This is a genomic window from Mycobacterium sp. (assembly GCF_025965855.1).
Classification (GTDB): domain Bacteria; phylum Actinomycetota; class Actinomycetes; order Mycobacteriales; family Mycobacteriaceae; genus Mycobacterium.
On sequence record NZ_JAOPWB010000089.1, the window covers coordinates 1 to 12,062 of the forward strand.

The 12,062-nt window shown below is 64.9% G+C and carries 8 protein-coding genes and 6 pseudogenes; 12 read left to right on the plus strand and 2 right to left on the minus strand.

Going from position 1 to position 12,062, the window contains the following annotated elements; all coding sequences use genetic code 11:
- The 7 genes and pseudogenes from JWP83_RS06700 to JWP83_RS06730 form a co-directional block, all read left to right on the plus strand.
- A pseudogene (locus tag JWP83_RS06700) lies at positions 1–169 on the plus strand (cytochrome P450); the annotation flags it as partial.
- A gap of 182 nt (positions 170–351) precedes the next feature.
- Positions 352–1,748 (plus strand): annotated as a pseudogene (locus tag JWP83_RS06705) (IS1380 family transposase).
- A 197-nt stretch (positions 1,749–1,945) separates the two neighbouring features.
- Complete coding sequence (locus JWP83_RS06710) at positions 1,946–2,119, plus strand: hypothetical protein (RefSeq protein ID WP_297727582.1); 174 nt, start codon at positions 1,946–1,948, stop codon at positions 2,117–2,119.
- A 141-nt stretch (positions 2,120–2,260) separates the two neighbouring features.
- Positions 2,261–3,154 (plus strand): MBL fold metallo-hydrolase, encoded by an 894-nt coding sequence (locus JWP83_RS06715; RefSeq protein ID WP_297727584.1) that lies wholly within the window; start codon positions 2,261–2,263, stop codon positions 3,152–3,154.
- Positions 3,155–3,995: 841 nt separating this feature from the next.
- Positions 3,996–4,457 (plus strand): annotated as a pseudogene (locus JWP83_RS06720) (sigma factor-like helix-turn-helix DNA-binding protein); the annotation flags it as partial.
- The gene (locus JWP83_RS06725) at positions 4,454–5,269 is read left to right on the plus strand and encodes an SDR family oxidoreductase (RefSeq protein WP_297727587.1); all 816 of its coding nucleotides are present in this window, start codon (positions 4,454–4,456) and stop codon (positions 5,267–5,269) included. The pseudogene JWP83_RS06720 and the gene JWP83_RS06725, both read left to right, overlap by 4 nt.
- Positions 5,270–5,392: 123 nt before the next feature.
- Positions 5,393–6,751 (plus strand): IS1380 family transposase, encoded by a 1,359-nt coding sequence (locus tag JWP83_RS06730; RefSeq protein WP_297727590.1) that lies wholly within the window; start codon positions 5,393–5,395, stop codon positions 6,749–6,751.
- A 138-nt stretch (positions 6,752–6,889) separates the two neighbouring features.
- On the opposite strand, the pseudogene JWP83_RS06735 reads toward JWP83_RS06730, so the two are convergent.
- A pseudogene (locus JWP83_RS06735) lies at positions 6,890–7,273 on the minus strand (integrase core domain-containing protein); the annotation flags it as partial.
- Positions 7,274–7,611: 338 nt separating this feature from the next.
- Between JWP83_RS06735 and JWP83_RS06740 the strand changes: the two are divergent.
- The 3 genes from JWP83_RS06740 to JWP83_RS31170 all read left to right on the plus strand — a co-directional run bounded on the left by JWP83_RS06740 (position 7,612) and on the right by JWP83_RS31170 (position 9,832).
- Positions 7,612–8,139 (plus strand): hypothetical protein, encoded by a 528-nt coding sequence (locus JWP83_RS06740; RefSeq protein ID WP_297727593.1) that lies wholly within the window; start codon positions 7,612–7,614, stop codon positions 8,137–8,139.
- A gap of 166 nt (positions 8,140–8,305) precedes the next feature.
- Positions 8,306–8,500, plus strand: coding sequence for a lycopene cyclase family protein (locus tag JWP83_RS31165; protein WP_367185585.1), 195 nt, complete (start codon positions 8,306–8,308; stop codon positions 8,498–8,500).
- 21 nt (positions 8,501–8,521) lie between these two features.
- Positions 8,522–9,832 (plus strand): GMC family oxidoreductase, encoded by a 1,311-nt coding sequence (locus tag JWP83_RS31170; protein WP_367185586.1) that lies wholly within the window; start codon positions 8,522–8,524, stop codon positions 9,830–9,832.
- A 115-nt stretch (positions 9,833–9,947) separates the two neighbouring features.
- Here the strand turns inward: JWP83_RS31170 and JWP83_RS06755 are convergent.
- Positions 9,948–10,147, minus strand: a pseudogene (locus JWP83_RS06755) (transposase); the annotation flags it as partial.
- Between the two features lie 307 nt (positions 10,148–10,454).
- On the opposite strand from JWP83_RS06755, the gene JWP83_RS06760 reads away from it, so the two are divergent.
- Positions 10,455–11,429: a helix-turn-helix domain-containing protein gene (locus tag JWP83_RS06760; RefSeq protein ID WP_297727596.1), complete on the plus strand. Its 975-nt coding sequence runs from the start codon at positions 10,455–10,457 to the stop codon at positions 11,427–11,429.
- 114 nt (positions 11,430–11,543) lie between these two features.
- A pseudogene (locus JWP83_RS06765) lies at positions 11,544–12,062 on the plus strand (peptide synthetase); the annotation flags it as partial.

Here is a 12,062-nt window from a genome sequence, read left to right on the forward strand (position 1 = left end):
TGGCGCCAACCTCGCACGTCGCGAGATCAACGCGGCCTTCCGGGAAGTGCACCGTCAGGCTCCCGACATCGTAGTCACCGAGGAACCAGCGAGGCTGCTGTCGGCGTTCCTGCACGGGATCAAACGCCTGCCAGTCCGGTGGACTCCGCCGCAAACCTCACAATCATGAGGTGAGCTCTCCTCGACCCCAGACCTCATTTTCAGCATCAGAGGGTCCGACATGTGGGGGCTAGCCTCGATTTTTCGTGTAACTTGATGTGACACGGGCTTGAATTAGCGAAAGTGCCTGTCCTGTAAGGAATAATGGGACTTCTCTAGGGTCCAGGATTCCGGCGGGAAGGCACTTCGCAGGTGAAGAGTATCGCAGCGCGTGCACGGGTGAAAGTCTCTGCGGACGGGGCGGGTGTCGTGTCGCACGCCGGGATGGGGATGCTGCGGGAATTGGCCGATGCAACCGAGCTATCGGCGCAGGTCACTGCCGTACTGGCCGATACCTACCGCGGGCCCTGGACGTATGCGCCGGGTGACGTGTTCGCCGATCTGGCCGCCGCGGTCGCCGATGGGGCGGACCGCATCGATGGTGTCGGACAGGCCTGCGGCGATCGCGAACACGCCTTCGGCTTGGCCGCCTCGACGACCACGATGTGGCGCCTGGTCGACGAGCGGATCGACGCCAGGCATCTGCCCGGTATCCGCGCCGCGCGTGCCCACGCCCGCGCCCGCGCGTGGGCCGCCGGGGCAGCCCCGGCTGACGGGCAATGGCTGCACTTGGATGTCGATGCCACCCTGACCATCGATCACTCCGATGACAAGGAGCAGGCCGCCCCGACCTGGAAGAAGACCTTCGGGCATCATCCGCTGCTGGTGTTCCTGGACCGCCCCGAGATGGCCGGTGGCGAAGCACTGGCCGGGCTGTTGCGCCCGGTAACGCTGGCTCCAACACCGCCGCCGACCACGTCACCGTCCTGGGGTGGGCGCTGGCCGCATTGCCTGCCGCCTACCGACCCAACCCCAACGATCCCGGCGCACAACAGGTCCTGGTGCGCTGCGATTCCGCCGGTGCCACCCACACCTTCGCCCAGGCGTGCCGAGCGGGCGGGGTGGGATTCTCCTTCGGCTACGGCGTCGATGCCCGCGTGCAGGCCGCGGTGGAGATCCTCAACACCACCCAGTGCTGGTATCCGGCGATCGAGTCCGGCGGCGGTATCCGTGAGGGCGCCTGGGTCGCCGAGGGCACCTCGCTGGTCGACATGAGCAGCTGGCCGGCCGGGACCCGGTTGATCCTGCGCAAGGAACGGCCTCATCCCGGCGCGCAACTGCGGTTCACCGACGCCGACGGACTGCGCGTCACCGCCTTCATCACCGACACCGCACCCGGTGTCGTGCCCGGTCAACTCGGCGGCCTGGAACTGCGCCACCGTCAACACGCCCGGGTCGAGGACCGGATCCGCCAAGCCAAGGCCACCGGACTACGCAACCTGCCCTGTCACCGCGCCGAAGCGAACGCCGCCTGGCTGGAAATCATTCTGGCGGCAACCGATCTCGTCGCGTGGTCCAAACTGATCGGTTTCACCGACCATCCCGATCTCGCGGCCTGTGAGATCGGCACCTTCCCTTACCGGGTCCTGCACGTCGCCGCCCGAATCACCCGAGGCGCCCGCCAAATCCGACTACGGATCGACATCACCTGGCGATGGGCCACCGCCATTTCTCAAGCATGGCAACGACTTCGAGCCGCCTTCCCCTGACCGGCCAGACCACCATCCAACCGACCCGAGGAACCCACCGGCCCCGGAAAGCCCGCACGCCAAGCGACACCGGCAGCCCTGTCATACCCATCCGGCACAATCAATCCGACAAGCAGGCCAGCACCAGCTCCACCCGAGCCGACCAGCCCGCACGAAAAATCGAGGCTAGGACATCTGTCGTCATCCCCCGTAACAACGTGCGTGGATGGGTCAATCTCGGACCGGGACCGGCTCGCCTGCTGTTCACCTTCGTGCCCGGCGGAATCGACGAGCTCTTCCCACTCATCGGTCAAACGTCACCCGACCGCTGGCTCGAACTGGGCCAGCAACACGACACCTGGTCCGTCGGAAATCCCATGGATGCCCATTGAAGCAACTGAAGGGATTTCGGAAACGGACACGCTTCAACCTGGCTGCAGGCTCAAAGGAGGGCGGGCAGCTTCTCGCCGCGCAATGGCAGCGAGGGCGGGACGGCGACGAATAATGCGCGGCGATTCCCCGTTGTACAGAGCATGACTACGGAACGCTGGCAGATCGGCGATGTCGCCATCACCAAGGTCGTCGAGTTGGAGTTCTGGGCACCTCTGGACTTTCTCGCCCAGTTGCTTCCAGCGTCCACGCGCGGCGAGGTCGAGGCGCTGGACTGGCTGTCCCCCGATTACCTGCGTGACGGCCAATTCCACATCGGTGTGTTCTCGTTCCTCATCGACACACCGTCACGCAAGTTGGTCGTCGATACCGGTGTCGGGAACTCCAAGTCACGCACCTCGGAAACATGGAATATGTTGGACACCGACTACCTGACGAACTTTCAGGAGGTCTGGGACCCTGCCGACGTCGAGGGGGTCATCTGCACGCACCTGCACGTCGACCACGTCGGCTGGAACACGCATCTCGTTGACGGACAGTGGGTTCCGACTTTCGGCAACGCCGCCTACTACATGATCGAGCGCGAGTACGACCATTGGAAGGGGTTGGCCGACAACAACGACGACGTGGACCCGTTCCTCAAGGCGGCCGCTACGTTTGACGACTCGGTCAGACCGATTGTCGATGCGGGGCTCGCCAAGTTCGTCGAACCGGATGCGGCGATCACACCAGAGGTCACGCTCATTCCGTCGCACGGCCACACCCCGGGACACATTTCAGTGCTGGTCGAATCCAAGGGTGAGAGTGCGGTGATCACCGGGGACCTCATGCACATGCCCTGCCAGATGGGCCGACCGGAATGGTCGAGCGCTTATGACACCGACCAAGCCGCAGCGGCGGCCACCCGCCGGAAATTCCTAGAGCGCTTCGCAGACACCCCGACGACGGTGATCGGCACCCACTTCGGCACACCCACTGCGTGTCGTGTTCAGCGCGACGGCACCGCGTTCGGCCTATCGCCAATCTTCTGTCCGTGAGGGTACGCGCCGCGTCGGCGCCGTGATAGCAAGGGGCGGCGGCCTGGGTCGACTGCGCAATGCGGCCCCAGCGGGTTCGGTCGCTAGGGAGCGGCCGGGTGGGTAGTCGCGGTCACTGACATCGGTCGCAGCGCCAGGGCACAGCCGTCCCACCGCGCCCGCCATTGTCGTGGTTACGAGTTACGCTCCACTGCAACCGTTTTCGGGTAAAGCCGTTGCTGGGCGCGCCGACACAGAACCCATATGCGGGTTTTGGCGCTAACCGTGCAGTGTGGGGCGGCGGGCGATGACGTCGGCGTTGATCCCGAGTTGCATGGCGACCATTCCGCGCGTCAAGGGCCTCTTCAGGGCTGCCGAAATGGGTGACCAACGCCTCCCAATTCGATGCCAATCGGCGGCTGACCGCGGCTGCACTTGCTGCGGCTGAGGCATATTCGGCGGCGGCGAAACCACCTGCGGTGCGGCGGTACAACCCCAGCACGCCCATCGGTCGCTGCGCCTCCGGTATGGGAAGCGCGAACACCGCGTGCACGTCGCCCATTGCGATCATCCCAATCCCACCCATCGGATCCACTAAGCCCCCCCGAGGCGGATGGCGCTGCCGGTGCTGTCGCTACCTATCTTCGGAGTCATGCACCATGTCGCGATACCTGCGGACCAGTGTGTTCGCTCCGTTGCCAGGGAAAGAACCCGGGATGTCGACCTCGGTGGCAGCCCTTCTCATGTCCCTGGACCGCACGACCGAAACGAGCCACAGGACGTCCTGGTGACGACATCCTGCATTCGCCCGAGCCTTCACGTGTTCCTACTGCGGGACGAACCGGCATCGGGTGAGACAGACTTCCGATCCTTCCGGCACGGAACGAACCCCGGTGCATGGCTGTTTCGGATCATGTCCAACACGTGGATCAACGCGTATCACAAGATCCGGCGGTGTCCGCCGGTCACTGATGGACAGCTGACCAACTGTGATCGGCACGCGTCGACTGGGCTGCGCCCTGCGGAAATAGAGACGCCGGAGGCGTGGCCCGACAACGAAATAACGGAACTGCTGGAGATCCTCCCAGATCACCGTCGAATCGTCGTCTGCTACGCCGACATCGGACGTTTCCGATTCAAGGCGATCGCCGAGATCACGGATATCCCGACTGGGACCGTGATGCCACGGCTACATCGGGCACGGCGGCAACTGCGAACCCTGCTCGCCGATGTCGCCCGCCACCGCGGACCCGCCCGTGGACCGGCCCAGGGCGAGGCCGTTGATCTGTCGAAACCATCTCGGGCGCTTGGAGAGAGACAATGATCATCGAAGACAGCGTCACCATCGTCACCGGCGCCGGATCAGGAATCGGCCGCGCGCTGGCGGAGTCGTTCGCTGCGGCTGGAGCGCGAGTGATAGTCGGCGACATCGACGCAGCGGCTGCCGAGGCCACGACCGCGCGGATCACCGGCCGCAGTCAGGCTGCGGTCGCTTGTCCGGCCGACGCCAGCACCGACACCGGTATCCTCTCGCTGGTCGACTCCGCTACAACCGAATTCGGGCCGGTCGATATCTACGTCGCCAACGCCGGCGTCGCCGGACCAGCGGGGTTGCAGGCATCCGACCTGGATTGGGACCATGTCCTCAATGTGAACCTAAGGGCGCACATCCGCGCCGCGACGTTGTTGGTGCCGGGCTGGCAGGAACGTGGCGGCGGCTACTTCGTCAGCACGGCGTCGGCCGCCGGTCTACTCACCCAGATCGGTGCCGCGGCGTATGCGGTGAGCAAGCACGCCGCCGTCGGCTTCGCCGAATGGCTGGCAATCAGCTATGGCGACGACGGAATCGGTGTCAGCTGTGTGTGCCCGATGGGTGTCAACACCGCACTGTTGAACACCGCCCGCGAATCGTCTGATACCGGTTGGCAACTGGCTATCAGTGCCATCATCAACGCGGCGCCGGTAATCGAACCAGAACTGGTAGCAGACATCACCGTGGACGCCGTGCGGGCAGGTAGGTTTCTGGTGCTGCCGCATCCCGAGGCGTTGGACATGTTCCGCCAGAAGGGCGCCGACTACGAACAATGGGTCACTGGAATGCGGCGCTATCAACGGTCACTTGCCCAACGCAGTTAGTTAGCCTCGATTTTTCGTGACGCGCGGGTCGCATCGGCCCTGTAATGCACGGAAGTGCCTGTCCTACTTGAGAAACTTGGCTTCTCTAAGCTCCAGGTTCTGCAAGGGGAAGGCACTCCGTAGGTGAAGGGTATCGCGGGTGGTCGTGGTGTTCGTGTTGGGGCTGGCAGCGAGTCGCTGATCTCGTCGGCTGGTGGATCGATGCTGCTGGCGACCGCGGCGGCCAGTGGTCTGGCGGTGGGGTTGTCGCGTGGTCTCGCTTCGTGGCGGCCGGCTCAGGCGGTGCATGATCCTGGTAAGACAGTGTTGGATCTGGCGGTCGCGATCGCGCTGGGCGGGGACTGTTCGGCCGACGTCGCGGTGCTGCGGGCTCAGCCGGAATTGTTCGGCGGTGTGGCTTCCGACCCGACGATCAGCCGGCTGATCGACGCCTTGGGCGATGACTCGGCTGCGGCGATTGCGGCGATCCGCGGGGCTCGTGCCGCCGCGCGTGCCAAGGTCTGGGGCCACCGCTCACCCCTGCCGGCGACGGGACCAGTCGTGGTCGATCTGGACGCCACGCTGGTCGGCGCGCATTCGGAGAAGGAGGGCGCGACACCGAACTTCAAGCGCGGGTTTGGGTTTCATCCGATCTTGGCGTTCGTCGACCACGGTGCCGGTGGCACCGGGGAGCCGTTGGCGGCGATGCTGCGCCCAGGCAAGGCCACAGCCAACGACGCCGCCGACCAGATCGCGGTCCTTGATGCCGCGCTGGCCCAGCTGCCTGAGCAGGTCCGGTCACAGGTGCTGGTGCGCGGCGACACCGGTTCGGGAGTGCACGGGTTTGTCTGGCACGTGCACAACCTGGGCTTGCAGTACTCGGTGGGTATCTACGGGCGCCAACCCGTGCAGGACGCGCTGCAAGTGCTGCCCCAGCAAGCCTGGCGGGCGGCCCTCGATGCCGACGGCCACCCACGTCAGGGCGCCCAAGTCGCCGAGCTGACCCGGTGGCTGCCGGCCACGTTCACCGGCTGGCCGCCCGGGATGCGCATCATCGCCCGCTGGGAACGTCCCCACCCCGGCGCCCAGTTGCGCATCACCGACCACCAGGGCTGGCGCATCACCGTATTCGCTACCAACACCGCCGGCGCACGACTGGCAGACCTGGAGCTGCGCCACCGGCTGCGGGCACGCGCCGAGGACCGCATCCGCGGGCTCAAGGACACCGGGATGACCAACCTGCCGCTGCAGGCGTTCACCAAAAACCAGATCTGGCTCGAACTGGTCCAACTCGCGGCCGAACTGCTCACCTGGACACAGCTGCTGGCCTGGCACGACCAGCCCGCCCGAACCTGGGAACCCAAACGCCTCCGGCTGCGGCTACTGGCGGTGGCCGGGCGGATCATCACCACCGGCCGCCAACGAATCCTGCGCCTATCGCAACGATGGCCCTGGACCGAGCTGATCACCGCCGGCTACCAACGCCTGGCCGCCGTCACCTAACCCCGCACTCCCACCCCACCGACCAGGAGTCACAGGAGAACCGGCGACACAGCGCCGGCAACCGCGCACGCCCAAACACCCCGACACGACAGCAAGCCCGAAACAATCGATGCCGACCTCCCTCACGAAAGATCGAGGCTAGCTGTTCTGACCTGAGAGGTTAGGTACGCGGGTGGCGGGTGGTTGGCCGCCGAGTGCGGTGTGGCCGCGGTGGTGATTGTAGGTGTGCAGCCAGACGCTGAATTCGTCGCAGCGTTCGGCGTCGCTGCGGTAGAGCCGCGCGTAGGCCCATTCGTCGGCCAGGGTGCGGTGGAATCTCTCCACTTTGCCGTTGGTCTGGGGCCGATAGGGCCGAGTCCGACGATGCGTGATGTCACCGAGCACATCGCGGAAGGCGCGCGAGCGATAGCATGAACCGTTGTCGGTCAACACATTTCGGACCGTTATGCCACATTCGGAGAACCAGGAATTAGCCCGGATCCAGAACGCGGCGGCAGTCTCTTTGCGTTCGTCGCTAAGCAGCTACCGCCACATCGGCGTGGTCGGCCACCGCACCCTGGCGGCTACACGCTGATTCATCTGATGAATCAGCACCCCCTCGCCACGAAACCGCGCAGTCACGAATCAAACTGCACACCAACCCGTTACGGATCAACACCAAACGTCGCCAGAATGGCATCCATTTAATTACGTTGTGGGACACAGCATTAACGAATATGGATACGTTTACCGGTAAAGCCGCATATTCGATTCCGTCGTATTCGGCACTCGGAGGGGGAGTCGGCCCGATGCTCACCACCAGCTGATGGTGTGCCCGAACACACACTCAAACCCTGCCCACCAGGACTTACAATTAGCTGATGACGTCAGCCGGGAAGGCCGACTGGGGCGCGCTTGTGGCAAAGTGTCAGGCCCGAGGCCTATGCGGCGATGAGTTGTACGACGAAATCCTGCGCACGGCTACCAAACCCCGAGTGAAAGGGCCATTGCCGCCCCTGCCGCCGGTTCGTCGGGGGCCACCGGCTGAAGAAGTTCACTACCCGTTGTCGGAGCCCGAGTTCGTCAGGCAACCCACCGCCGACGGCGGGTCGGAGGTTTGGCAGATCGTGCGCTACGACGAACCCGACGTGGACCTGATGCCGGCCAAGATCTACCTCAACGGCTTCCGGCTCCTGTGGACCGATTCCGGGATGCCCGCCGAGCTGCCCGACGGCACTCCGGTGCCGCCAGACATCGAAGATGTCATAATCCTCGACGGTCCAACGGTATTCGGCGACGTGTTGATCTGCTTGACTGGACAACCCGATCAGACCGCGTGGATTCGCCACGACCAGCTGCTCATCAAGCCACGCGATGTCGGTAGTAGTGGCGCGTCGGTGTGTGAATGATGATTCGGCGCTTGCGAATTCGCTCGCCTCACGATTCCGGCAGCCGGTGTGTCGAGGCGGCCGGCGTCGAGCATGCTGCCGGAACGGGTCGGCGGGATGGTCTGGCTGTGGGATTCAGCGTCGGGCGAAGGCGGGCGCATGCCATAGGGCCCAAGGTAGGCATGGGATGTTCGACGTCGTGATCGTTGGAGGGGGATCTGCCGGAGCAGTTCTGGCCAACCGGCTCTCGGCGGATCCATCTCGGAATGTTCTGCTTTTGGAAGCAGGAGCGGCGTACCCGCCGGGGGAGAACCCCGGCGTGCTCCTCAACCCCGCCCACATCGGCGGAGACCACGAAACCGATTGGGGTTACACGGCCTAGGGTGGCCCGTTCACCCCCGACATTCCCGTCCCTCGAGGCAAGGCACTCGGCGGGAGCTCTGCGGTCAACTCGACTGTCGCGCTTCGCGCCCGCGGTAACGACTTCGAGAAGTGGCAAGCGCGCGGCATCAAAGGATGGTCCATCCCTGAGGTTTTCGAGACCTACAAGATGCTGGAGAACACGCCCGACGGCGACGATCGATATCGAGGCAGAACCGGCGTGTTCCCGATCCGGCAGCGTTCCTACAGCGAGCTCAGTCCGTCGCTGCGAGCCTTCATCGACGCCTCGGTACATCTCGGATTCGACAAGGTAGGAGACCCGAACGGGCCCGTCCAGAACGGCGTCTTCCCGTACCCGCTCAACACCGTCGATAACGTCCGCCAGAGCACGGCACTGACGTATCTGAGCGAGGAGGTCCGCCGCCGGCCGAATCTATCGATCCGGGGACACTGCGAAGTCGACCGTTTGTTGTTCGACGGCACCAGCGCGGAAGCTGTCGTCACAACCGACGGAACGATCTACCACGCAGACGAGGAGGTCATCCTGGCCGCGGGGTCCTACGGCAGCCCGGCCATTATGATGCGGTCCGGAATCGGGCCCTCTGATGAGCTGAGGGCTCTGGACATCAATGTGGTTGCCGATCTGCCCGTCGGCAAGCGGTTGCAGGACCACCCGTTCTACTTCAACATCTACGCGCTGCGGCCGGGCTCGCTCGACATGTCGCCCGCAGTGGGCGCCCTGCTGTGGACGGCGTCCAGTTGGACCGAGAACGGGGAACTCGACCTGCACATCTCGGCGACCCACCTCTTCGATCCCGCGGACAGCCCCACCGGGGGTGCGGTCGTCCTCGCAATCGCCGTCGTCCAGCCCGATTCCGTCGGGACACTTCGCCTCGACAGAAGAGAGCCCACTGGCGCGCCACTTATCGACCTCAACTTTCTCGCCACCGCCCGCGACCGCCGCAGGATGCTGGAGGGAGTCAAGCTCAGCCGCAGCATCGGCCGTGACGACATCTTCGCGCGAACATCTGCCATTGAGATGACGCCCGGGGACAGCATTCAAGATGACCCGACGCTGCAGACCCTCATAGGTCAGCAACTCAGGGCCTACGAGCACCCCACGTCGACGGCACCAATGGGCGGTGACGACGACGAATCGGCCGTGGTCGACGAGATGGGAGCCGTTCGTGGCGTCTCCAGGCTCCGCGTCGTCGACGCGTCGATCTTCCCGCAGGTCCCCTCCACCGCTACCAATCTGACCACGATCATGCTCGCCGAGCACATCTACAAGAACGCTCTCGCCGACCAAGCGCAACTGGTTCGGCATACCTGAGCCGGAGCCTATTCGGCAACAGAGCTCCGGTGACGGCCCCCAAGCGGTCGATGAGCAGTCCGCCGTCCTGCGCGCCCAGGTGGGGACGAAGGGAGAAACATAGGGCCCCAGGTCCGACCCGGCATCTCTGCCAGCTCGCGCCGATCAGGATCGCCTCGATCGCGGCGCGCAGCCCACTATGGGCATCAGAGATCACCAGCTGCACCCCGGCCAGGCCGCGGGATTCAGCGATCGCAAAAACACCGCCCACAACGCCCCGTCCTCGGAGTCGCCGACCTGAAATCCCAGTACCTCGCGACGCCCGTCGGCGGCCACCCCGTACGCAGTGATGGGTCGCCGCGGGAAGCATTGATGGGTGCTAGCGGTAACGACATGTCGTCGCTGGAGCCCAATTCTGGTACAGACGAGCACGGCTAAACCCAGCCATCGAAGTCGCGCCATGACGCGGGGCCGGTGGCGGCTTTCCACAAGCCGCTATTGGTCAGGGCCCTCGCGGTAGCGATCGCGGTTGCACCGGTGGGCGTTGGGGGTTGGCCTGTGGTTCAGCAGTCCTCGGTGCCGACGTGGGCGGTTCAGCACCCACCGAACGCAATATCCGATCGACGTAGGACGTGGAGGTGGCGTGCTGCCAACCGGTGGTGAGTTGTGGGCCACGGATGCGGGCACGAGGGACGACGTGGTCGCGCAGTGGGCGCACATCCTGTCGGCCACGTATCTGCCCTGGACGGTCACGATCCCGGAGCTTCCCGAACGGAACGCGTTTCGCGGGTGGGTGCGCCGCTGGCCAATTGATGACCTGCTATTGGTCGATTGCCGGTGCGGCCCCTGTACGGGTTTGCGTGCCCGCCATCAACTTGCCGATACCGACGGTGAATTCGTCGGCGTAATGATCATCCACAAGGGGGCTGAGACGGTCAGTCAGCGCCACACCGAAGCCACGCTGACACCCGGAGACATCGCCGCATGGGACAGCACCCGGCGGAACCAGTTCACCATCCCGGCGTCATTATCGAAGCGCAGCATGGTGATACCGCGGGCGGCGCTGGATGAGGTGGGTGGGGGTCCATGGCTGACGGAGGGGGCCGTGCTCGACGCAACCGCCCCGGCAACACGGCTGCTGACGAGTCATCTGGATACACTTAGCGAGGTTTTGCCGGGGCTGGGTTCAGCCGCGATGAGCGCGGCCCGTATGGCGGCGCTGGAGTTGTTCGTCGGTGCGCTGCGCAGCGACAGCGGCGTCTGCTCGGCGGAGAGCGTGCGGCCCGTGTTGCGGGCGTCGATCGAGCGGTACATCGATCGTCATCTGCTCAACGGCGCCGTCACGCCTGCCGCTCTCGCGGCGGCTCATTGGGTGTCGGTCCGCACCGTCAATCGCGTCTTCAGCGCCACCGGTCAAACGGTAGGTGAGGTCGTGCGCGTACGCCGGCTGGCGCGCGCCCGAGGCGACGTGACCGCCAGCGATCGGCCCATCTCTGAAATTGCTCACCTCTGGGGTTTCTCGGACACCAGCCACTTCAGCCGCACCTTCAAGGCCCACTACGGCTGTTCACCGACGGACTACCGCAACACCTATCGCTGCGACGGCGCGGCTTCCTGACGCATCGGTTCAGCGACCTGTCGCGCAGGTTCAAGCCCCAGGCGCACCGCGTGAGAAGACTGGTGTCGCAACAGTTTAAGGCTCGTGTGAACAGGATTGTGGAGGTAGCCGATGATGGGACGCGAAACCGGGGGTGTATTGGTGCGTCCGCTCGGGGCTTTCGAGCGGCTGTATCACCGGCGCCAGCAGAAAAGCACGATGCGCTTGTGCATGGTGGCCGAGATCGCCGACGACATCGATCCGTTGACACTTGCTGCCGCGCTACGCGCGGTTCAGCAGCGCCACCCGCTGCTGAACGTCTACGTCGAGGATCACCCGCAGACCGGGCTGGGGTTTCACCGCCCGGCGTATGTGCCGCCGATCCCGATCACCGTCATCGACGCCGAGACGGGGCGCAGCTGGCGTGATGTGGTCGCCGCGGAGTTGACCCGGCCCTTTGACACCTCGTGTGCACCGATGATGCGGGTGGTGCTGCTGGGCTCGGGGCCAAGCACCCCGGCGGCCATCATCCTGACCGCCGATCACGTCATCGTCGATGGGCTTTCCGCCGGATACATCCTGCGGGACTTGTTCGCCGCCCTCAACGACCGCCAACTGGATCCGCTGCCGGTGCCGCCATCACAGGAGGAGCTG

What these genes read in the sequence shown, in the direction of transcription:
- JWP83_RS06725 (WP_297727587.1), top strand. Translation starts at nt 4,454, where the DNA reads ATGATCATCGAAGACAGCGTCACCATCGTCACCGGCGCCGGATCAGGA.
- JWP83_RS06715 (WP_297727584.1), top strand. Translation starts at nt 2,261, where the DNA reads ATGACTACGGAACGCTGGCAGATCGGCGATGTCGCCATCACCAAGGTC.
- JWP83_RS31165 (WP_367185585.1), top strand. Translation starts at nt 8,306, where the DNA reads ATGTTCGACGTCGTGATCGTTGGAGGGGGATCTGCCGGAGCAGTTCTG.
- JWP83_RS06740 (WP_297727593.1), top strand. Translation starts at nt 7,612, where the DNA reads ATGACGTCAGCCGGGAAGGCCGACTGGGGCGCGCTTGTGGCAAAGTGT.